Origin of the sequence: Cognatiyoonia sp., assembly GCF_965661665.1 — a bacterium.
GTDB lineage: Bacteria > Pseudomonadota > Alphaproteobacteria > Rhodobacterales > Rhodobacteraceae > Cognatiyoonia.
Genome location: NZ_CBFIEO010000004.1, coordinates 1 through 21198 on the forward strand (window position 1 = coordinate 1; position 21198 = coordinate 21198).

The following is a 21198-nucleotide window of genomic DNA, read 5'->3' on the forward strand; positions in this document are numbered from 1 at the left end:
TGATGGAGATGGACGCCGCTTCCCGCACAGGTGTAGGCGACATCCGTGAAATCATTGACAGCGTACATTATCGCGCCGCTTCCGCCCGCTACAAAATTTATATCATCGACGAAGTACACATGCTGTCGAAGAACGCGTTCAACGCGCTTTTAAAAACGCTGGAAGAACCGCCAGAGCACGTGAAATTCATCTTTGCGACAACTGAAATTCGGCAGGTGCCCGTCACGGTGCTGTCGCGCTGTCAGCGATTTGATCTGCGCCGGATCGAGCCCGAAGATCAGATCGCCCTGTTACGCAAGATCGCAACGGCCGAGGGGGGAAAGATTTCAGACGATGCGCTGGCGCTTATCACCCGCGCCGCCGAAGGGTCCGCCCGTGATGCGCAATCCCTGCTGGATCAAGCGATCTCGCATGATTCTGCTGAAACCACCGCCGATCAAGTGCGCGCGATGCTGGGTCTTGCCGACCGTGGTCGGGTGCTCGACCTGTTTGATATGATCCTGCGGGGCGATGCGGCGGCTGCCCTGACGGAGCTTTCGGGCCAATACGCAGATGGGGCCGATCCGATTTCAATCCTGCGCGATCTGGCGGAGATTGCGCATTGGGTCAGCGTCATCAAGATCACGCCCGACGCCGCCGACGACCCCACCGTCAGCCCTGATGAGCGGGTGCGCGGCAAAGATATGGCCGACGCCCTGCTTATGCGGGTCTTGTTGCGGATATGGCAGATGCTTTTGAAAGCGCTGGAAGAGGTGTCGATGGCACCGAATGCGATGATGGCCGCGGAAATGGCGATCATCCGGCTCACTCATGTGGCCGACCTACCCACGCCAGAAGAGTTGGTAAAAAAGCTGAAAGACGCAACGCCGCCCCCGTCAGGTGGGCCAAGCGGCGGGCCACGGGCACCTGCACCGCAACCGTCTCCGACAAACGCGACATCCACTACCCCCGCGCCGACCCACGCCACACCATCCGGCCCGACGGCAAGTGCCGCGACAGCGCCAGTTTTGGCGGAGGAGGCGCTGGCCCATTACGCGCGATTTGAGGATGTGGTGGACTTGATCCGCACCCACCGCGACGTCAAATTGCTTGTCGAGGTCGAAACCGGCCTGCGGTTGGTCAGCTACCAACCCGGCCGCATCGAGTTTAGCCCGTCAGAGGCGGCACCTACCGATCTGGCACAGCGGCTCGGCTCCCGCTTGCAAAGCTGGACCGGCAATCGCTGGACGATTTCTGTATCCAACGACGCAGGCGCACCGACCATCGCCGAAGTGCGCGACGCGACGGAGTTGAAGACCAAGCAAGAGGCCGAAGCGCACCCGTTGGTGCAAGCAGTCATAGCTGCCTTTCCCAAAGCCACGATCACCGAAGTGCGCACAGCAGATGATCTGGAACAAGACGCGCTGGAAGACGCGCTTCCTGAAGTCGATGAGGAGTGGGATCCATTCGACGACGACTGATCGCCGCGCTCGCCCTCGCCCCATCCTCTGTGCTGGCAAAGGTTTGCGACAAAGAGCGCCCGAATTGGGACGGCACTCCCGTCTCTGCTATTGGGGAGGCAATCGTACTTTTCTCCACCCTGCCCTCGCTCGCGTTGATAGCCGCGACTCTCATCGTTCTGCGCTACAAAAGCGTCTGGGGCGGGCTCGCGGTTGTGGTGGCTTGGACGGCGTTGGTCTCCATCATCAATTCAGAACGGATAAATTCCCTGCGCAAGGCTGCAGTGGATGAAGGCTGCATTGGCCCTAACACCTTGTTCATCGCGATTACGATTGCGATATGTATTGCAATTGTTCTTTACACCGCCCCACGACTGTCGGCGGACAAAAACGGAGAAAGCTAAATGCTCAAAGGTCTCGGTGGCCTTGGCGACATGGCCAAGATGATGAAACAAGCCCAAGAAATGCAGGGCAAGATGGAACAGATGCAAGAAGATCTGAACTCCATGACTGTGGTGGGCGAAAGCGGCGCGGGTCTTGTCAAAGCCACGGCCACCGCAAAAGGTGAGCTGATCGCGCTCAACATTGATCCATCGATCTTCAATGGCGATGAGAAAGAAGTGGTCGAAGATTTGATCCTCGCCGCAATCAAAGACGCACAAGCCAAGGCGCAAGAACGCAGCCAACAGGAAATGGCCAAGATGGCTGAAGGCATGGGCTTGCCAACTGGCATGAAACTGCCATTCTGAACACACCTGATCCTTTCGCTAAAAAAACCTTCGCCGAAGGCTTTGGCCTCTCGGCAGAAAGGTCAATCTTGGAATGAGTAGCGGCTCTGAAGATCTTGAAAACCTGATTGCGCTGATGGCGAAGCTGCCCGGCTTGGGGCCACGGTCGGCGCGGCGGGCTGTGTTACATCTGATTAAGAAGCGCAGTCTGCAACTCATTCCCCTGGCAGAGGCGATGCACCGCGTGGGCGCAACCGCGCGGGAATGCCTGAATTGCGGAAACATTGGCACGACCGACATCTGTGAAATCTGCGATGCACCAAAGCGGGCGACGGGCCAGATTTGCGTGGTTGAGGATGTTGCCGATCTTTGGGCGATGGAGCGTGCCGCGGTCTTCAAGGGGCGGTATCACGTGTTGGGCGGCACGCTTTCCGCGCTTGATGCCATTGGGCCGGACGAGTTGCGTATCCCGAAACTGGTGGATCGGTGCAAAACCGAAGAGGTGACGGAGGTCATCCTAGCTCTCAGCGCCACAATCGACGGTCAAACGACCGCGCATTACATCGCCGATCAATTGCCTGGCGTGACGGTCACATCGTTGGCGCAAGGTGTCCCTGTAGGGGGAGAGTTGGATTACTTGGACGACGGCACGATCACGGCCGCGCTGAACGCCCGTAAGTCGATCTAGAAACGACGAACGGCGACGTTTCCACCGCCGTTCTGAGTGCGTAAATTCCATGTAATGAATACACCACGCACAGGTGTACTCCCCACCGTTTAAAAATAAACAAACAAAAAACTCTGCAACGTGGTTCTTGCGAACCTCCGCCATAATTGTTGGCGACGGTTATCATTAATATGACAACACACCGTTTCCAAATACTGGATAACCTTACCTTTAGGGGTGTGGCACGAATGCACGACTGCGCCGCGAGCATACCAAGCGGCCGACTTTCTCGGCCTATGATTCTCTTACCGATTCCCCACTAAAAGACCCCACAATGTGGAGCCTTCTTTAAGACTTGTCGGAATCGCTTAATTTTCGTCGTCTTCGGCATCGTCTGGCAAATTGAAAAAGCTGTCGGCGTCGACAATGTCATCACCCTGTTTAGCCGTCTCAACGGCGGTAGAATCATCTGCACCGTCGCCAAGGCTAAAGGTTTCGAGACCAGCGATCGCTGTTGGAATCTTTGGTTCCGCATCCATCGCCAAACTCTGCTCGGTCGAGACGAGTTTGCGCCGCTCATCGTCGGACATCACGGTGCCCTCTTTCGCCTTCTTGGCGTTGGCCTTTTGCACGGCAAGGTCAAGCTCCGACTGCTTGCAGAGGCCAAGGGCCACAGGGTCGATTGGCTCAAGGTTATTGATGTTCCAATGGGTCCGGTCGCGGATCGACTGGATCGTTGGCTTTGTTGTGCCAACCAGTTTGGAAATCTGGCCATCAGACAGCTCTGGATGGAACTTGACCAGCCAGTAGATGGAGGCCGGACGATCCTGACGCTTGGACAGCGGTGTGTAGCGGGGACCACGGCGCTTTTCTTCGCCTGCGCTCGCTGGGTTGAACAGAAGCTTCAGCTTGTGAAGCGGATCCTTCTCTGCCTTGTCGATCTCTTCCTGTGTCAGCTGCTTGTTGGCAATCGGGTCGAACCCTTTGACGCCCACAGCCACATCGCCATCGGCAATGCCCTGCACCTCAAGCTCGTGAAAGCCGCAGAAATCCGCGATCTGTTTGAAAGTGATTGTTGTGTTGTCGCAAAGCCAAACCGCAGTTGCCTTAGCCATAATCGGTGTATTTGACATTGTGTCTACTCCTTGGTGTGCAAACAGTTCTTTCCTGCGCCCTTGAGGGGGCTGACCGCTGGGGCCGGGTTCGCATTGTCCGGGAACTTGCGGCCTGTATAGTGACACCTGCCCCGTTAGGAAAGGTCCAAAATGCGTCGCCTTTTATGCGCCGTCCTCTTTGCCGCCACCCCCGCATGGGCGGAAGATGTCGCGGGCGAGTTCGATTACTACGTGATGGCGCTGTCTTGGTCGCCCTCTTGGTGCGCGATCGAAGGCGACGCACGGCAATCACCACAATGCGATCAGTCCAACGATTTTGGCTGGATCCTGCATGGCCTCTGGCCGCAGTACGAGGACGGCTGGCCCGCCAATTGCCGAACGTCCTTCCGCAACCCCTCCCGCCGTCAAACATCTGAAATGGCGGATATTATGGGGACGTCGGGCCTAGCTTGGCATCAATGGAACAAACACGGGGTGTGTTCCGGCCTATCGTCGGAAGATTACTACGCCCTTTCCCGCCTTGCCTACGAAAAGATCACGCGCCCACCCGTCTTTCGCCGCCTGGACCGCGCCGTCACCCTCCCCGCCTCCGTCATCGAAGACGCCTTCGTTCAGGCCAACCCCGACCTTGACCGAGACCAAATCACCGTGACCTGCAAGCAGGATTACATTCAAGAAGCGCGGATTTGTTTGACACGCGATCTGGAATTTCGGGAATGTGGACGCGATGTGATCCGCGATTGCAATCTGGGCGACGCACAGCTCGACCCAATCCGTTAGCTTTGATGAGTTCCAAGCCTGTTGAAGAGCCAATAGAGGGCGGCAACACAAATACCGTCCGTCGTGCGCTGCGGCGATACTTTTCGGCGCAATCTGACGCCGCACAGCCAGACGATCCATCGGTACCTGACGCTATTGAGAGTCAAACGGGTTCCCGCCCCCGAGTTTCTGGGTATCGCCCCGCAAAGCCGCGAAATCCTTTCGTACATCGAAGGCGAAACAGATTATCCAGGCGACCTTTGGCTGAATGATGACGCGCTCATCAAATCCTACCAAATCCTGCGGCACCTCCACGACGCATCAGTTGATTTTGTGCCATCGACTGCCACGAGTTGGGCCTACCACTAGCCTGACCAAACGCAGCATGAGGTGATCTGCCACAATGATTTTGCGCCCTACAACATGGTGTTCAGAGATGGTCTGCCGATAGCAATCCTCGACTTTGATCTTTGCGGGCCAGGTCCGCGCATTCGCGACCTGGCTTATCTGGCCTTCTGGATGGTGCCACTGTCCTTCACCTTCGACGACCTTGCACCACACACGGAGTCACAGCTGGCCAAGGGTTGCCCGCGCCTGAAGCTTCTTTGCGAGACATATGGGTGCGAATAGCCAGACGAGGTTATTCACATGATATCAGAGGTTTTGGAACATGTGAGTTCTGAAACATCTGCTATCCAAATGCTCGGATCAGACGCCGCTGAGCGGCTCAGACTTGGCGGTCACTTTGACCATTGGGCGAGGGAAGCTGAAGCCTTTGACGCTCAAAGGAAAGAGGTTCTCGAATCGATTCGAGATTAACCTCGCCCTTCGCTAGTATGTCTCATCCTCACCTGGGAAGCTCCGGTCGCGCACGTCGCTGGCATAGCGCTCCACTGCGCTCTCAATCGCCGGCCCCAAATCCGAATAGACCCGCACAAATTTCGGGGTCCAGTCGTTGAGGCCCAGCATATCCTCCAACACAAGGATCTGGCCGTCGCAGTCAGCTGAGGCGCCAATCCCAATCGTTGGAATGGCAATCTGTTTCGTGATCTTGGCAGCCAGTGGCTCCACCATGCCTTCGAGCACGACAGCAAAGGCCCCCGCCTCCGTCACGGCATGGGCATCGGCGATATGCGCGGCCCAAGTGTCTGCATCGTGGCCTTGGGTTTTGAACCCGCCCATGACATGGCTCGACTGCGGGGTCAGGCCGATGTGGGCCATCACGGGGATGCCACGTTCGACGAGGAAGCGGATTGTCTCGGCCATGCGCGCCCCGCCTTCCAGCTTCACCGCGCCACAAGAGGTATCCTTCATGATCCGCGCGGCATTGCGGAAAGCCATGTTCGGGCTTTCCTCATAGGTGCCAAAAGGCATATCAACGACGATCAACGCCTTCTGCGTGCCGCGCACCACTGCCTTGCCGTGCATGATCATCAGATCGAGCGGCACACCCACGGTGCTTTCCATCCCATGCATCACCATGCCGAGGCTGTCACCCACAAGGATGAAGTCGGCATGTTTGTCGACAATCGCCGCCGTATGCGCGTGATAGGAGGTGAGCGAGACGATCGGCTCCCCCCCTTTGCGGGCAGAGATTTGTGGCACCGTCATGCGGCGGATGGTTTCGGTTTGCTTGCTCATCGCGTCACTTCCCGCTGATCAATCAAAAGTATGCCCCCAAAAAGGGCTGAAATCATAATACCAATCGCGCCACAGAAGTCTCCCGTCGCTTGGTCAAACGTTGCTGCATCGACGAAATCAACCGCTTGCAGGTCGGCCAAAGGCTCCGCCGCGATGGTCGATTTGATCAAATCGGCTGCGTACTCGATCGCTGCGCCCCCTTGAAGCGCTTCTTCGGCAACCACCAAAGCCCTGTTCAGAACGGGTGCTACGGCGCGGTGTTCTGGGGTCAGGCGTGCGTTGCGGGACGACAGCGCCAACCCGTCTGTGTCCCGCGCCGTTGGCACATCCCGCACAACAACCGGCATGTGCAAGTCTTGCACCATCCGCCTGATCACCGCCAATTGCTGGTAATCCTTCTGCCCGAAATAGACCTGATCCGGCCCGACGATGTTCAAAAGCTTGGTCACAACCGTCGCCACACCGCGAAAATGGCCAGGCCGCACCAGTCCATGAAAGACGTTGGCGAGGCCTGTCGTCTCAACAATCGTTTCATCGCCGTCGGTGTAGACCTGATCGACGGAGGGGAGAAACACAGCATCAACGCCCGCTGCCTCCAGCTTGGCAAAGTCCGCGTCATCGTCGCGCGGGTATTTTTCCAGATCGGAAGGGTCGCCGAACTGCGTAGGATTGACGAAGATCGAGGTCACGACGCCTTGGTTTTCCTTGAGCGCCTGCGCCACAAGCGACATGTGCCCTGCATGCAGTGCACCCATTGTTGGGACCAGCCCAATCTCCCCTTTCGTTCGAAGCGCGTGGACTGTGGCCCGCATATCTTCAACTGTGCGACAAATCTTCATCGGTTCATTCATCCCAAACTGGGCACCACGCCTCATCCACCAATCGCATCCCACAGTCGAGCGCATCTATCCGCGCGATGTGGTCTGGCGACAGCTCCTTTTGCTGCGCGGCAAAGTTTTCTTGAATGCGGTCGCGGTGGCCGGCCGACGGGATCACCCAAAAGCCCTTGGCCAACAGATAGGCCAAAGACACTTGGCTCGCCGTCGCGCCAATCTCAGCACCAACCTCGTTCAGGACAGGGTCATCCAGCACAGCACCCCGCGCCAAAGGGCAATAAGCGGTCAGACGAATGCCCGCTGCCTTAGTGTGATTTACGATCGAATGGTTGGCCAAGAATGGGTGTAGTTCCACCTGGTTGGTCATCAGCTTTCGATCACCCAAAAGCGCAATCGCGCGCTCCAGATAAGGGATAGTGAAGTTGGACACACCGATGTTGCGGGTCAGACCAGCGTCATAAACGGCTGCAAATTGCGCCATGTAGTCTTCGATGTCGTATTCATCTTTGATCGATGGGTAATGCAGCAGCAAAAGATCGACGGGGCCAACACCCAGCTTTTCCAAAGATGCCTCCACATGCGGTCGAATTTGACCGGGACCAAAGCTTTCGGGGGCCACCTTGGTTGTGACCCACAGCTCTTCGCGAAGTAGGTCAAAATCTGCAATGGCGCGGCCCACCTCCGCTTCGTTTTCATAGTTTTCTGCACAGTCGAGATGCCTGTACCCAACCTCAAGCGCATCCAAAGTGCAGCGATAGCCACGGTCATTTGGCCGGTTCCACGTCCCGTATCCCAAAGCGGGAGCTGTCGTCATACCTGTCATTGTCCCCTCCCTAGCTCAGCCTTTGGCCCAGCGATAATCCTTGAAGCACGTCCTCTGCGGACATCGCTTTTTTGCCCGCGCGTTGCGCCCGCGTGATCGTAACCGACCCATCGCCACAAGCAATTGTAAATCCGCCCAGAACCTCGCCCGCGGCACCACTGCCTTGCGCCACCTGGCTGTGCAACAGCTTCACGCGCTCCTCGCCCACCATGCACCACGCGCCGGGGAAGGGGGACAAGCCGCGGATTTGCCGATCGACCTCCGCCGCGGGCTTAGACCAATCCACCCGCGCCTCTGCCTTGTCGATTTTTTCGGCGTAGGTGACGCCGTCTTCAGGCTGTGGTTGCGGTGTCAATGATGGAAGTTGGGCCAACGCCTCGACAATTGCCAAAGCACCCATGTCGGACAGCTCATCATGCAACGAGCCTGTGGTCGTATCGGGCGTAATATCAATATCAAGGCGTAACAGCACAGAACCGGTGTCTAGACCCGCCTCCATCTGCATGATGCAAACGCCCGTGCGCGCATCCCCCGCCAAAATCGCACGATGGATCGGGGCGGCGCCGCGCCACCGTGGTAGCAGCGAGGCGTGGATGTTCAGACAGCCGTTCTTCGGCGCATCAAGGATCGCTTGCGGCAAGATCAGACCGTAAGCCACAACCACCGCCACATCGGCTTCACAAGCTTGAAATGTCGCCAAAGCCTCGGTCGTCCGCAAGGACCTGGGCGTCTGCACGTCCAACCCAAGCTCCACCGCCCGCGCGTGCACAGGCCCTGGGCGCTCTTTCTTGCCACGTCCCGCAGGACGTGGGGGCTGTGAATAAACGGCGATCACCTCATGACCAGCCTCCACCAACGCATCGAGCACTGGCACCGAAAACGCAGGAGTTCCCATGAAAATAACGCGCATCGCCTATCGTCTTTCGCTCAAAGTACCTCCGCTGGAGGCATCCTACCTCAGTTTCTTCGCCTTCTTCAGCAGCATCGCACGGCGGGTGCGGCTGAGATTGTCAAAATACATCGTTCCATTGAGATGGTCGATCTGATGCTGGACGGAGGTGGACCACAGCCCCTCAAAGTCGCGCAGCTCTTCCTGCCCGTCCTCATTGAGAAATTGCACCGTCACACGTGCAGGGCGGGACAGTTTGGCGCTGACACCGGGCAAGTTCGGGCTCGCCTCCTCATGATCACGCATCTCATCACTACGTTCGATCAAGACAGGATTGGCCAGTTTGATTGCTTGGCCCCGCTCATGGCTTGCATCCACGACAGCGAGCCGCAAATCCAAGCCCAATTGAACCGCCGCCAAGCCAACGCCGGGCATGTCTTCCATCACGCGGATCAAATCGTCCCATATTACGCGAATATCATCGCAGATCTCGGCCACCTCCGCCGCCGGCGTCCGCAACACAGGATGGGGCCAAGGCACAATGCGCCGCATGATCAGCCCCGGGCACGCTCGCGCTTGAGCTTTTGCATCTTGCGGGTGATCATCTGGCGCTTGAGCGGTTTCAGATAATCGATGAAAAGCTTGCCATTCAAATGATCAATCTCGTGCTGCACGCAGGTCGCCCATAGGCCTGTGAACCGCTCCTGATGCCCCGCACCATCTAGGCCTAGCCATTCGACATCCACCTCAGCCGGTCGTTCTACATCTGCGAATTGCTCTGGGATCGACAAACAGCCCTCTTCATAAGTGCTCAGATCCTCGCTCGACCATGTGATCTTGGGGTTCACGAGCACCATCGGACGGGGTTCCTCATCCTCGTCCTTGATGCAATCCATAACGAGGATTTGCTGCATCGCACCGATCTGCGGCCCCGCAAGGCCAATGCCTGGGGCGTCATACATCGTTTCCAACATATCATCCGATAGGCGCTGAAGCTCTGGCGTGATCTCCGCAACGGGATCAGCCACTTTCTTCAAGCGCGGATCGGGATGGATCAGGATAGGCCGTATCGTCATGAGGCTGATCTAACCATTGGTCCCTGACCGCGCAAGCCGATTGCCTCTTGCACCTGTCGTGAATGCCCTTAATCCTGCGCATATTCTGTTTGAGAGGCTGAGCTTATGGGTTTTGACACCCCAATCGACCGCCGCAACACCCACTGTGAGAAGTGGGACGCGATGGAGGCGCTCTATAGCGTTTCCCCCGATGACGGGATCGCGATGTGGTTGGCCGATATGGAGTTTGCCGCGCCCGACTGCATCCAACGCGCAGTTCAGGACATGAAAGACCACGGCGTTTACGGCTATTTCGGCGACGAAGGCCCCTACCGCGCCGCAATCCAGTGGTGGATGGAGCATCGCCACGGCTGGTACATCGACCCATCTTGGATTTTCACCACCCATGGTTTGGTCAATGGCACAGCGATGTGTGTTGATGCCTATACGAAGGAAGGCGACGGGATTGTCCTTTTCACTCCTGTCTACCACGCCTTCGCGCGCGTCATCACGGCCGCCAACCGCAAAGTCGTAGAATGCGAGTTGGTCAACAACAATGGCCGTTACGAGATGGATTTCGACGCCTACGAGTCACAGATGACAGGATCCGAACGGATGGTCATACTCTGCTCCCCCCACAACCCCGGTGGCCGCGTCTGGACCAAGGCGGAGCTTGAGGCTGTCGCCGCTTTTGCCAAGCGGCACGAATTGATCCTCATCTCAGACGAAATCCACCATGATCTAACAATGCCGGGCCAGACACATATTCCGATGTCGCATATCGATGGTATCACGGACCGTTTGGTGATGATGACGGCCACCACCAAGACATTCAACATCGCGGGCAGTCATTCTGGCAACGTCATCATCGAAGACCCTGATCTGAGGGCGCGGTTTGCGTCCCGTATGGCAGCGCTGGGCCTGTCGCCCAACAGCTTTGGGCTTTTCATGGCGACAGCCGCCTACACGCCGGAAGGGGCCGCTTGGGTCGATGAACTTCGTACCTATCTTGATGGCAACCACAAGCTTTTTTACGAAGGCATCAATACCATCCCCGGGATCGCTTCAATGGAGCTGGAAAGCACCTACCTCTCTTGGGTCGATTTCGCGGGCACTGGCATGAGCCGCAGCGAGTTTACTGACCGTGTTCAGAAACAAGCCAAGCTTGCCGTCAACCACGGTCCGACCTTCGGCAAAGGCGGGGAAAGCTTCTTGAGGTTCAACATCGCGGCCCCCCGCGCTCAAATCGCTGAGGCGGTCAGCCGCATGCAGGCGGCGTTCTCAGATTTGCAGTAACGTCATGCGCTGGCTTTGGTGATCAAACCCGCCGGAATCGCATCAGGCCGGACAAAATCCGCCGCAGGCCGGTTGGTCACAGGATTCAGCCACTTGAAATCAAAGATGTATTCGTCGCCTTCGCGGCGCGAATTGACGATCAGACACTGATAAAGATGGCGTGCGCCGTCGTAGATTTCCACGCGTCCACGCAGCTTGTCACCGTGCTCTGCACCCAAGGACAAACCGTCGTCCCAAATCCGCTTGATTCGATAAACATCATCACCGTCATGGACACAAAGCTTGTCATTCCGCTTGATGGAGGCGCGTCGAGCGGCTTTCAGGCCCTCTTGGACCTCTTTAGGCAAAAAATCATTCATTACTCACACCTCCCCCACGAAGAATGGTAAATCGCATCCCTAAAAATCAAGTCACACGTCCGCTGCACCGCAGAAAAAGCGAGCGATTGCCTGTATTTACACGTCCGCGACAGGGCGCAGAACGTGCGGCTTTGCCGCGTCATAAAGCGCTGAGTCAAGGAAACCATGCGAATCGGCCAAAGCGGGTCCCACCATGATCAGCGCTGTGCGCGTCAGTTTGGCGGCGCGGACTTCTGCGTGAATGCCTTTCAGCGTGCTGCGGATCAGCATCTGATCCGGCCATCCGACGCGGTAGCCCACCACACACGGGCAGTCCGCACCGTAGAATGGCGTCAAGCGACGGACGATGTCACGCAAAGCACGAATCCCGAGGTGGATCGCCAGTGTTGTGCCGGAGGCTGCGAAGTTCTCCAATGTCTCCCCTTCCGGCATGCCAGTGGATTTCATCGACATGCGGGTAAGCACGATGGATTGCGCCACCTCAGGCACGGTCAATTCGGTCCCGAGCGCCGCAGCCATCGCCGTGTAAGCGGGCACACCCGGGATGATCTGATAATCGATCCCTTCAGCTTTCAAGCGGCGGATTTGTTCGGCAATTGCCCCATAAAGCGATGGATCGCCCGAATGCACCCGTGCCACGTCCTGACCTTTGGCGTGGGCTTTCACAATCTCTGCATGGGTCTGATCCAGGTGCATTGGTGCCGTATCCATCACCAAAGCGCCCTCTGGCGCACACGCAACCACCTGCTCCGGCACCAAAGAGCCTGCATAAAGACACACAGGACATTCGCCAATGATCCTTGCCGCTTTCAATGTCAGCAGTTCAGGATCCCCCGGACCCGCGCCAATAAAATACACCGTCATCTTCGTCTCCTTCGCGGGACGGTGGGAGGGGCGTCGTGCGACAGCACGCGCGGCTCCCGTCCGTTAGCCCGCCAAATCCCCATCAATCTTACGGGCATAGCCACGCGGTGTGTACATCCGTGGTCCCGTGCCCAAACCAGCCAAGCGACTGTGGGACGACCCCACCAAGACCACCGTCAGCATATCCACTTCATCCACGTCGAGCTCATCTAGCCTGCGATAGCGCAAATGTTCTTCCGGCCTCCCCAAAGAACTGGCCAACATCACCGGCGTGTCTGCGGGGCGATGTTGGAGCAGAATATCGCGCGCCTCTACCAGCAATGTTCGCCGCCGCTTGGATACTGGATTATAGAAAGCAATGACAAAATCGCCCTGCGCCGCCGCATGGAGCCGTTTGACGATGTCCTCACGCGGGGTCAGCAAATCCGACAAAGAAATTGCACAGAAATCATGGCCCAACGGTGCCCCGGCCCGCGCCGCCGCCCCTTGCAACGCGCTGACACCGGGGGAGCAGATCACCTCAACACATTTCGCCGCTTGCGAGACACCCAGTTCCTCCGCCCCGCGATCCATCAGTTCAAAGACCAACGCCCCCATTGCATAGATGCCCGCGTCGCCAGAGCAGACCAGAGCCACGTTTTTGCCTTTACCCGCCTGCTCCAACGCATAGCGGCACCGGTCTTCTTCGCCGCCCAGTGGAAAGTCAGATCGCGCCTTGCCGACGGCCAATGGCCCTAGCAAATCGATATAAAGCCCATAACCCACAAGCTCTTCAGCCTCGCTCACGAGTTGGGAGACCTCCGGCGTACGCCAATTGGCCTGCCCTGGTCCAATCCCTACGATCGACAGCCGCCCACGGCTGCGCCCCTTCAGCATGGTAAAGGGCGCAGGAGCCACCGCAATCGCGCAAGTGGCGTTTGCGGTTTTCAGTTTTTCGACAACCAGCTTGGCATCTGGTCCGGCTTGCACCAAAGCAGACGCCTCCGCCACGCTATGGGTGCCAACCTCTGCAAACACTACGTCAGAGGGGTTCGGCACACAGTCGCTGGCCACCTCCAACTCCGTCGCTTCAAAGAGCCGGAATGGGCAATCGAGATGCTTGGCCAACGCGATCATCGCAGGTTCGTCACCTTTCAACGTCACGGAGTTCACCGATTGAACGGCAGCGGGCGAAAGTCCCGCGTCAGACAAAGCCGCCTCGACCAGACCAATCACTTCCTCCGGCGGGCAATTCCGCGCGCAGCCGACACCGACAGTCACCTGCAACGGTGCAAAATGCAGCGCTCTTGGCCCTCGCGCCACGTCCCGTTCCATCGATGCGGTAAGGGTCACACCGTCCCCCTTCGGCAAACCTTCCAGCCAAGGTACATCCCCAACAACGGTTGCCCCCTCGCCCGCTAAAAGCGCGGCCATCACGGGCTTGGCATCCTGACGATTGACCAAACGCCACCCCGCTGGCGGCTCATCCAGCGCTACGCCAATTGCCACATCTCCTGCTGTCGTCACCGCTGCCGTGGCATCTAGCTCTGCCGCGATCTGCCGTGTCAAACGGTTGGCTCCGCGATGACCGCCAACCAGCGGCACAACCACCGCGCCATCATCACTAACGGAGACCACAGGCGGCTCAACCGTTTTATCGCCAAGCAAGGGTGCTATCGCGCGGATCAATATCCCGCTGGCACAGACACCAACGACGGGCCGCCCTGCCGCAAACAAATCCCGCACGTGGTCCAAAGCGTTGTCGAAAAAGGCATCCGCCTCATTCACACGGCCCGCGCGCCCATGCACCTGCGCCCCCAAAAACCGCGCCACGCGATGCGCCACTCGTTCACCCGACCGCGACAGGGTCAAAACAACGGGTTCTAAAGCCACGGATCAGCCCCTTTCGTGATCAGGATCATTGAAAAATACGGTGCGGGATCAGGGGCATCGGCCAAGGGCAGCACGCGCTCTTCCGACAGAGTCGCGCGTTCAACATAGACCGCTGCATTAAGCAGCCCCAGTCCAGCAACAACCTCGCGGATTTTGCTTAAATGGCGACCGACTTTCATCACCACAACGCTTTCCGCGCCATCAATCCGCGCCTGTAACTCCGCCGCTGGCAAAGGCCCTGGCAGAATGGTCAACCGCTCGTTCCGCGCCGCCAAGGGCATTCCCGTTCGTGCCGCGCACGCGGTAACAGAGGTGACTCCCGGAACAACCTCAACGTCGTAGGTTTCTGACAACCGCGCAAAAATATACATGAAGGAGCCGTAGAAAAACGGATCCCCTTCACACAGGCAGACCACATCCGTACCCGCCTCCAACGCCGCAGCAATCTCTGCCGCGCCTTTGTCGTAAGCGTGTTGCGCGGGGGCACGTTCCACCGTCATAGGCACGTCCATGACGATTTCATGCACGTCTTGACCGATTAAGTCTGCGGCGATGGAGCGGGCAAAGCTTTCGCAGCCGGCCAGCGTCGGATAGGCGACAACCGTCGCGTCCGAAATCAACCGAGCCGCGCGGAGCGTCATCAGGTCGGGATCCCCAGGACCAAGACCCACACCGTAGAGCGTCCCACGGGACGGCGGGTGGGGCGATGGCGTGAGCCGAGCGTCATCCGTCGTCATCGCTTCACCAAACTCAATTGCGTCACCGGCATTGACGGACGCCAGCCCGTCATTCCGCCCACGGGTTCCGCACGACAGACCGACAAACGCACGAGCTTGCCACCATATTTTTGGTGCAACGCCAGAAGCTGCGCTTCGGATTCTAATGTCACTGCGTTGACCACCAATCGGCCTAAGGGGCGCAGACCGTTCCAAGCGGCCTCAAAGGTTTCAGCGCTCAAGCCACCACCGATGAACACCGCATCTGGGGCGGGCAAGCCCTCCAAACCATCAGGTGCCGTGCCCGCAATCAACTCTAGCTTTGGAACACCCAGCGCTAAAGCATTTGATCCCGCCATCGCGCGGCGATCGTCGCGGGGCTCTATCCCGATCGCGCGGGCGTATCGTGCCGCTCGCATCCATTCGATCGCCACCGACCCAGACCCGCAGCCAATATCCCACAGCAACGCCCCGCGCATCGGCATCAGCTTTGACACAGTCGCCGCTCGCACCTCTTGCTTGGTGATCGTCCCGTCGCTTTCAAAAAGCGCATCATCCAGCCCCGGCACGCGGGGCAAGAGCGCGGCATCGCTGGCGGCGACGCATTCAACTGCGAGCGTGTTGAACGCTGGAACCTCATGATCCCATGTGGCCGCGACACCATCGAACCGCTCTTCGCGCTCCCCACCCATGGCAGCCAACACCGTCATTTTGGATTGACCATAGCCGCGCTTGGTCAAAAACCTCGCAATTTGCGCCGGGGTTTCCGCCCCCGTCGTCAGGATAAGCAACCGCACGGCAGGCTGAATGAAAGCAATCATCTGCTCAACGGGGCGGCCATGGACCGTCAAGGTCTCAACATCCGCAAGCGACCAGCCCATCCGCGCCGCGGCCAACTGAAACGCAGACAGCTGTGGGTGATAGACAATCTCGCTCCGATCAATCGCCCGCCCGATCCGCGCCCCGACGGAGAACCAGAGCGGATCACCAGTGACGAGGATGACTGCACGTTTGCCGCGCAGCGCCTCAATCTGGGTGACCATCACATCGAAAGGTGACGGCCAAGCGATCCGTTCCGCAGTCACCTGATCGGAGAGCGAATGATGTCGGTCCCCGCCAACGATCACATCCGCTGCCTCGACCACAGCGCGGGTCGCGGGCGTAAGACCGTCAAGACCATCTTCGCCAATACCAACGATATGGAGCCACGGCGCGGTCAATGGGTTTGTCCTTCTGGCAAACCGACGGCAAGCGCGTTCACGGCTGCAGAGGCCATCGCGGACCCACCACGCCGTCCGCGCAATGCCACAAACTCCGCCCCGCGCGGGTTGGCGGTAAGCTCGGCTTTAGATTCTGCCGCACCTACGAAGCCCACAGGGAACCCGAGGATCACCGCCGGTTTTGGCGCGCCTTGGTCCATGAGTTCGAGAAGGTGAAAGAGCGCCGTCGGCGCATTGCCGATGGCTACAACCGCGCCCTCCAGATGCGGCGCCCATAATTCGACCGCTGCAGCGGACCGCGTGTTGCCGATCTCCTTAACCCGATCCGGCACAGATGGGTCATTCAAGGTGACGATCACGTCGTTCTGGGCGGGCAAATAGCGCCTGATGATCCCCGCGCCCACCATTTCACAATCACAAAGGATCGGAGCCCCGTTTTGAAGCGCAGCCTGACCCGCAAGCGCCGCACCTCGGGACCACGCCAAACGATCAGCCACTTCAACCATGCCGCAGGCGTGGATCACCCGCGTGATCAGCGGGTGCATATTTGCCTGAAATCGCTCCAGCCGCGCTTCGCGGCGGACGGTTTCAAAGCTTTCGGCATAAATCGCCTGAGGGTCGGTTTTGTAGGGGCGCATGACTCACGCTCTATGCTGGCTCGGCTTCGGTATCGGGCTCATCCTCGGCCTCTGGTTCAACCACTTCGCCTTTGCGTTTGCCCAAAAGCGCGGCAAGGCCCGCCGCACCGATCAAACCGATAGCAATCCAATGATCGTGACCTGCCACTTCAATAATGTGGCCCGGATGAGCAGCAGCAGAGGTCGCGAAGAAAAGAAAAAAAGTAGAAGTCAGTGAGCGCATGGCATCCTCATTTGTTTTCAATGAAAGAGGGAAGGCACCAAAAGCGGCGCGACGATGTGTTCCGCCGATCCCCTGTTTGGGTCAACCGTGACAACACCAACCTCTCTGGCCCCGTAGGGCTTCGTCGCTGTCGATATACCCAGCCACCCCATGGCCCGCAATCCAAGAAACGCCGCAGAACCCAACGTTCCCGACCTGTGCAGCAACGCACTTCAGCTGCGCGGTCTGCTCTATTGGCCGAATCCGCGCACAGGCCTAAATCCTGAACAAGAACGAAGGAGAAGACGATGGGTCAGTTGGTCGACGGTGTTTGGCAAGATGTTTGGTATGACACCAAATCAACAGGTGGTGCTTTCAAGCGGACCACAGCGAAGTTTCGCAATTGGATCACTGCGGATGGCAGTGCTGGACCATCCGGCGAAGGTGGGTTTCCGGCAGAGGCTGGCCGCTATCACCTCTATGTCTCCTACGCCTGCCCTTGGGCGCATCGCACGCTCATCTTTCGCAAGCTGAAGGGTCTTGAGGACCTGATTACGATTTCTGCTGTTCATCCGGATATGCTGGGGGAGGGCTGGACCTTTGAAACGGATGACAAAGGGGCCACAGGCGACACTCTTTATGGTCTAGACTTCGCGCGGGAAGTTTACACCAAGGCCGACCCAAAAATTTCGGGGCGTGTGACGGTGCCAGTTCTTTGGGATAAGCAGCGTGAAACGATCGTCTCGAACGAATCCTCCGAAATCATTCGCATGTTCAACAGCACCTTTAACGACATCACCGGCAACACGCTCGATTTGTGGCCGGAAGAGCTGCGCGATGAAATTGAAGAGGTGAACAGCCGCATCTATTCCACCGTCAACAACGGGGTCTACAAATCTGGCTTTGCCACCAGTCAGGAGGCCTATGACGCGGCCGTTGTACCGCTGTTTGAAAGCCTCGACTGGATCGAGGACCGTTTGGCGGCCAATCGCTATCTCATGGGCGATCAAATTACCGAAGCGGATTGGCGGCTTTGGACGACCCTCATTCGGTTCGATCCGGTCTATAACCTACACTTCAAGTGCAATAAGAAGCGGATCATCGACTATCCCAACATCTGGGCGTTCACACGCGAACTCTATCAGTGGGATGGTGTGGCAGAGACCGTGAATATGGATCACATCGTGCGGCACTATCACTACAGCCACGAAACCATCAACCCCAACCGGATTATTCCAATTAATCCAGAACTGGGTCTGGCAGAGCCGCATCATCGCGGCTGATGTCGCTGCCATAGTGCTAAACGATCTGTGCGAGATCACCCGGCGGGGTTTCGCTTTCTACAATCGCTCTCACATTGCTGCTATGTGCGAGAATCGTGCCGTCAGAGAAGAAGCTGGCTTTAGTCACGAAGACCACATTCGCATTTGGCTGTCGGAACGACGCCATATCCGCAACGCTGAGTGCATTCTCTTCGGACAACATCAAATCCAAAACGATGACATCAAAATCAGCGACTTCGAGCATCTCAATGGCGTCGTGACCGTCAAGTGAAACTGATACATGGCTGCCCAGTCGCTCCAAATGCGACTGCCACAAACGGAATAATTCTCTGTTGCTATGAACGATAAGCGTCCGCACGGCAGCTTGACCCTTCGCTTCCAATTTCGAGTTTTTGCTTGCCCATCCTACAGGCACCCTTTGTGAATTGACTGTAAAGCTTAATGAATAGTTAACGATATTTACTGCCATTCGATTCAATCGCATTTTGGGCAGCATTGCTTGCATCACCCGCGGTTTTCGGCTTGAAACACGTTTGAAACAAAGGGCCCCACGATGACAACTTGGATTACAGTTTGTGACACCTGTAAGCAGGATGGGTGGGATCCGTCCGCGCAACCCCGCACCGACGGGGAGGTTTTGGCAGAGCTTATCGAAGCGGCCGCGAAAGGGCAGGACGACGTCAAAACGCGACGCTTTTCCTGCCTCATGGGCTGCAAACGCGCCTGCAACGTCACCATCCAAAGCGCCGGTAAGTTCAACTACAGCTTGGGTGAGTTCGAACCGACGGAGGATGCGGCATCTGGGATCGTAGATTACGCAGCCAAACATGCAGAAAGTGAAACAGGTCAGGTGCCTTACCGTGAATGGCCTGAAGCAATCAAAGGGCATTTTGTGACACGGCATGTGCCGCTGACAGAGCCGGAATGACAAAATTGCGCGATCATGGCGGCGGGCTTGATGCTGCCGCTGCCAAATGGGGCGGGACCCGTTGCGATTGGTTGGACCTGTCGACGGGCATCAACCCTGTACCCTATCCAACGGGCAAGGTGTCAGCCGAAAGCTGGACCGCCCTGCCCGATCAAGCCGCTTTTGAGCGCCTGACCAATGCGGTCCGCACTTTCTGGAACGTGCCAGAGGGGGTCGCAGTCCTCCCCGCGCCAGGTGCATCGGCGTTGATCGCGCAATTGCCACATGTGCTCGACGGTCAATCCGTCGAAATCTGCAAACCCACTTATAACGAACACGAGGCCGCTTTTGTCGCCCAAGGTTGGGATCTGCGCGATGGCGGCGATGTTGGCGTGTTCGTGCACCCCAACAATCCCGACGGGCGGATGTGGACCGCGATAGAAATGACGAACCGCATTCGCGTCATCGACGAAAGCTTTTGTGATATTGCTCCAGATCAGAGCCATATCCAGCAGACCGTAAAATCCGAAACGATTGTTTTGAAGAGCTTTGGCAAGTTTTGGGGACTTGCAGGGCTGCGCCTTGGATTTGTAATAGGTGATCCAGAAATCATCACGCGCCTCCGCGCAACTTTGGGGCCGTGGCAAGTGTCTGGCCCAGCCTTGGCGATTGGCGCTACAGCATTGGAGGACGATTTGTGGGCTGAAGCAACGCGCGTGCGTCTGTCCCAAGATGCAATGCAATTGGACGCTTTGATGACCAAGGCTGGGGCCAAGACGGTCGGCGGCACGACGCTGTTCCGCCTTTATGACACCTCAGACGCGCAAGAGTGGCAGAACCGCTTGGCAGAGCATCACATCTGGTCGCGCATTTTTCCTTATTCCAAGACATGGCTACGCCTCGGCCTCCCTGGACTAAAGGATTGGGCGCGGTTGGAGGCCGCGCTGTGACGCTCGCCCTTGCTATGCTGTTGGATGCAGCATTTGGGGAGCCGCGTTGGCTGTGGTCCCGCATTCGGCACCCCGCCGTTGTCATGGGCAAATTGATCGGCTGGTGCGACGCAAACCTCAATCATGGGAGCAGACGCAAACTGCGCGGCATATTAGTGATCCTTGGCCTGGTTGCGTTGGCTTGGAGCATCGGTGTGTTGCTCGACGCGATACCTTTCAAGGTCGTCGATGTGATCGTCGTGGCGATCCTGGTGGCGCAGAAATCACTGATGCAACACGTCAAAGCCGTTGCCGACAACCTACGCCTCTCCCTGAAAGATGGGCGAAGATCCGTCGCAATGATTGTGGGGCGTGACACCAAGACGCTCGACCAATCAGGCGTCGCCCGTGGCGCGATTGAAAGTGCGGCCGAGAATCTCTCCGACGGCATCATCGCCCCGCTCTTTTGGTATGCGGTCGCGGGCTTGCCAGGCATTCTGATCTACAAGATCACCAACACGGCCGACAGCATGATCGGCTACAAGTCCACGAAACACCGCGAATTTGGCTGGGCGGCTGCGCGGTTCGACGATCTGCTAAACCTAATCCCTGCACGACTGACTGCTCTGTTCATCTGGCTCACGGGGCCAAGCCTTGAAACACCCGCAAAGATCATGGCAGAGGCACCAAAGCACCGCTCCCCCAACGCAGGCTGGCCGGAGGCAGCGATGGCGCATCGGCTTGATGTCGCACTGAGTGGTCCACGCAGCTACGAGGGGCAGATGACCAATGATCCCTATGTGGGCCCTAACGGCCAGCGCACACTCTCCGCCTCTGACATTGACCGCACGGTGAAGATCCTCAGGGCCGTTTGGGGCGTGGCGTTTATCGCCGCCTTGGGAATTGCCCTGTTTTAAGCGAGCCTTGCGCCTGCTAGCCTTCCCCCAAGCGATTGAAGGA

27 protein-coding genes are annotated in these 21198 nt (G+C 57.9%); 12 read left to right on the forward strand and 15 right to left on the reverse strand.

Annotated features, from left to right (window positions below):
• The 4 genes from ACTF5F_RS03335 to recR all read left to right on the forward strand — a co-directional run.
• On the forward strand, window positions 1-1460 hold a 1460-nt coding region (locus ACTF5F_RS03335), incomplete at its 5' end, for a DNA polymerase III subunit gamma/tau (RefSeq protein ID WP_438955465.1).
• Window positions 1436-1843 (forward strand): hypothetical protein, encoded by a 408-nt coding sequence (locus tag ACTF5F_RS03340; protein ID WP_438955466.1) that lies wholly within the window; start codon window positions 1436-1438, stop codon window positions 1841-1843. The genes ACTF5F_RS03335 and ACTF5F_RS03340, both read left to right, overlap by 25 nt.
• Window positions 1844-2188: a YbaB/EbfC family nucleoid-associated protein gene (locus ACTF5F_RS03345; protein ID WP_438955467.1), complete on the forward strand. Its 345-nt coding sequence runs from the start codon at window positions 1844-1846 to the stop codon at window positions 2186-2188.
• A gap of 73 nt (window positions 2189-2261) precedes the next feature.
• Entirely contained in the window at window positions 2262-2855 is a 594-nt protein-coding gene (gene recR, locus ACTF5F_RS03350) for a recombination mediator RecR (protein ID WP_438955468.1), read from the forward strand.
• A 347-nt stretch (window positions 2856-3202) separates the two neighbouring features.
• Here recR and ACTF5F_RS03355 read toward each other — a convergent pair whose 3' ends face one another.
• Window positions 3203-3967, reverse strand: a complete 765-nt coding sequence (locus ACTF5F_RS03355; protein WP_438955469.1) for a DUF1013 domain-containing protein — start codon at window positions 3965-3967, stop codon at window positions 3203-3205.
• A gap of 132 nt (window positions 3968-4099) precedes the next feature.
• Here ACTF5F_RS03355 and ACTF5F_RS03360 point away from each other — a divergent pair, with 132 nt between their 5' ends.
• The 3 genes from ACTF5F_RS03360 (at window position 4100) to ACTF5F_RS03370 (ending at window position 5338) form a co-directional block, all read left to right on the forward strand.
• The gene (locus ACTF5F_RS03360; protein ID WP_438955470.1) at window positions 4100-4729 is read left to right on the forward strand and encodes a ribonuclease T2 family protein; all 630 of its coding nucleotides are present in this window, start codon (window positions 4100-4102) and stop codon (window positions 4727-4729) included.
• 135 nt (window positions 4730-4864) lie between these two features.
• The gene (locus ACTF5F_RS03365; RefSeq protein ID WP_438955471.1) at window positions 4865-5077 is read left to right on the forward strand and encodes a hypothetical protein; all 213 of its coding nucleotides are present in this window, start codon (window positions 4865-4867) and stop codon (window positions 5075-5077) included.
• 21 nt (window positions 5078-5098) lie between these two features.
• Entirely contained in the window at window positions 5099-5338 is a 240-nt protein-coding gene (locus tag ACTF5F_RS03370; RefSeq protein ID WP_438955472.1) for a phosphotransferase, read from the forward strand.
• A gap of 201 nt (window positions 5339-5539) precedes the next feature.
• Here the strand turns inward: ACTF5F_RS03370 and panB are convergent, their stop codons facing one another.
• Genes panB through def (ACTF5F_RS03400) form a run of 6 tightly spaced genes read right to left on the reverse strand, consistent with a single transcriptional unit; the run spans window position 5540 to window position 9973 of the window.
• Window positions 5540-6349 (reverse strand): 3-methyl-2-oxobutanoate hydroxymethyltransferase, encoded by an 810-nt coding sequence (gene panB / locus ACTF5F_RS03375; RefSeq protein WP_438955473.1) that lies wholly within the window; start codon window positions 6347-6349, stop codon window positions 5540-5542.
• The gene (gene panC / locus ACTF5F_RS03380) at window positions 6346-7188 is read right to left on the reverse strand and encodes a pantoate--beta-alanine ligase (protein ID WP_438955474.1); all 843 of its coding nucleotides are present in this window, start codon (window positions 7186-7188) and stop codon (window positions 6346-6348) included. The genes panB and panC overlap by 4 nt, the downstream gene beginning before the upstream one ends.
• Window positions 7189-7192: 4 nt before the next feature.
• Complete coding sequence (locus tag ACTF5F_RS03385; RefSeq protein WP_438955475.1) at window positions 7193-8008, reverse strand: aldo/keto reductase; 816 nt, start codon at window positions 8006-8008, stop codon at window positions 7193-7195.
• Window positions 8009-8018: 10 nt separating this feature from the next.
• The gene (fmt, locus tag ACTF5F_RS03390; RefSeq protein WP_438955476.1) at window positions 8019-8918 is read right to left on the reverse strand and encodes a methionyl-tRNA formyltransferase; all 900 of its coding nucleotides are present in this window, start codon (window positions 8916-8918) and stop codon (window positions 8019-8021) included.
• 42 nt (window positions 8919-8960) lie between these two features.
• Complete coding sequence (gene def, locus ACTF5F_RS03395; protein ID WP_438955477.1) at window positions 8961-9449, reverse strand: peptide deformylase; 489 nt, start codon at window positions 9447-9449, stop codon at window positions 8961-8963.
• A 2-nt stretch (window positions 9450-9451) separates the two neighbouring features.
• Window positions 9452-9973: a peptide deformylase gene (gene def, locus ACTF5F_RS03400; protein ID WP_438955478.1), complete on the reverse strand. Its 522-nt coding sequence runs from the start codon at window positions 9971-9973 to the stop codon at window positions 9452-9454.
• 105 nt (window positions 9974-10078) lie between these two features.
• Between def (ACTF5F_RS03400) and ACTF5F_RS03405 the strand changes: the two genes are divergently transcribed.
• A complete protein-coding gene (locus ACTF5F_RS03405; protein WP_438955479.1) occupies window positions 10079-11248 on the forward strand; it encodes a MalY/PatB family protein in 1170 nt (389 codons plus the stop codon).
• Window positions 11249-11250: 2 nt separating this feature from the next.
• On the opposite strand, the gene ACTF5F_RS03410 is transcribed toward ACTF5F_RS03405, so the two are convergent.
• The 7 genes from ACTF5F_RS03410 to ACTF5F_RS03440 all read right to left on the reverse strand — a co-directional run bounded on the left by ACTF5F_RS03410 (window position 11251) and on the right by ACTF5F_RS03440 (window position 17140).
• The gene (locus ACTF5F_RS03410; protein ID WP_438955480.1) at window positions 11251-11607 is read right to left on the reverse strand and encodes a hypothetical protein; all 357 of its coding nucleotides are present in this window, start codon (window positions 11605-11607) and stop codon (window positions 11251-11253) included.
• A 96-nt stretch (window positions 11608-11703) separates the two neighbouring features.
• Window positions 11704-12471, reverse strand: coding sequence for a precorrin-4 C(11)-methyltransferase (cobM, locus tag ACTF5F_RS03415; protein ID WP_438955481.1), 768 nt, complete (start codon window positions 12469-12471; stop codon window positions 11704-11706).
• 63 nt (window positions 12472-12534) lie between these two features.
• Window positions 12535-14343: a precorrin-3B C(17)-methyltransferase gene (gene cobJ / locus ACTF5F_RS03420; RefSeq protein ID WP_438955482.1), complete on the reverse strand. Its 1809-nt coding sequence runs from the start codon at window positions 14341-14343 to the stop codon at window positions 12535-12537.
• Window positions 14334-15080 (reverse strand): precorrin-2 C(20)-methyltransferase, encoded by a 747-nt coding sequence (gene cobI / locus ACTF5F_RS03425; RefSeq protein ID WP_438955483.1) that lies wholly within the window; start codon window positions 15078-15080, stop codon window positions 14334-14336. The genes cobJ and cobI overlap by 10 nt, the downstream gene beginning before the upstream one ends.
• Window positions 15077-16279 carry a precorrin-6y C5,15-methyltransferase (decarboxylating) subunit CbiE gene (gene cbiE, locus ACTF5F_RS03430; protein ID WP_438955484.1) on the reverse strand — a complete coding sequence of 401 codons (1203 nt, stop codon included), beginning with the start codon at window positions 16277-16279 and terminating at the stop codon, window positions 15077-15079. Before cbiE ends, cobI begins: the two co-directional genes overlap by 4 nt.
• A complete protein-coding gene (locus ACTF5F_RS03435; RefSeq protein ID WP_438955485.1) occupies window positions 16276-16917 on the reverse strand; it encodes a precorrin-8X methylmutase in 642 nt (213 codons plus the stop codon). Before ACTF5F_RS03435 ends, cbiE begins: the two co-directional genes overlap by 4 nt.
• Window positions 16918-16927: 10 nt before the next feature.
• Window positions 16928-17140 (reverse strand): DUF6732 family protein, encoded by a 213-nt coding sequence (locus ACTF5F_RS03440; protein ID WP_438955486.1) that lies wholly within the window; start codon window positions 17138-17140, stop codon window positions 16928-16930.
• A 287-nt stretch (window positions 17141-17427) separates the two neighbouring features.
• Here ACTF5F_RS03440 and ACTF5F_RS03445 point away from each other — a divergent pair, with 287 nt between their 5' ends.
• Window positions 17428-18402: a glutathione S-transferase family protein gene (locus ACTF5F_RS03445; RefSeq protein ID WP_438955487.1), complete on the forward strand. Its 975-nt coding sequence runs from the start codon at window positions 17428-17430 to the stop codon at window positions 18400-18402.
• Between the two features lie 16 nt (window positions 18403-18418).
• Here ACTF5F_RS03445 and ACTF5F_RS03450 read toward each other — a convergent pair whose 3' ends face one another.
• On the reverse strand, window positions 18419-18907 hold the full coding sequence (locus tag ACTF5F_RS03450) for a response regulator (RefSeq protein WP_438955488.1): 489 nt from the start codon (window positions 18905-18907) through the stop codon (window positions 18419-18421).
• Between the two features lie 48 nt (window positions 18908-18955).
• Between ACTF5F_RS03450 and ACTF5F_RS03455 the strand changes: the two genes are divergently transcribed.
• The 3 genes from ACTF5F_RS03455 to cbiB are packed head-to-tail and all read left to right on the forward strand — an operon-like array spanning window position 18956 to window position 21155.
• Entirely contained in the window at window positions 18956-19330 is a 375-nt protein-coding gene (locus ACTF5F_RS03455) for a DUF1636 family protein (RefSeq protein ID WP_438955489.1), read from the forward strand.
• Complete coding sequence (locus ACTF5F_RS03460) at window positions 19327-20259, forward strand: threonine-phosphate decarboxylase (RefSeq protein WP_438955490.1); 933 nt, start codon at window positions 19327-19329, stop codon at window positions 20257-20259. The genes ACTF5F_RS03455 and ACTF5F_RS03460 overlap by 4 nt, the downstream gene beginning before the upstream one ends.
• Window positions 20256-21155, forward strand: coding sequence for an adenosylcobinamide-phosphate synthase CbiB (cbiB, locus tag ACTF5F_RS03465; RefSeq protein WP_438955491.1), 900 nt, complete (start codon window positions 20256-20258; stop codon window positions 21153-21155). Before ACTF5F_RS03460 ends, cbiB begins: the two co-directional genes overlap by 4 nt.
• Window positions 21156-21198: the final 43 nt, after the last annotated feature.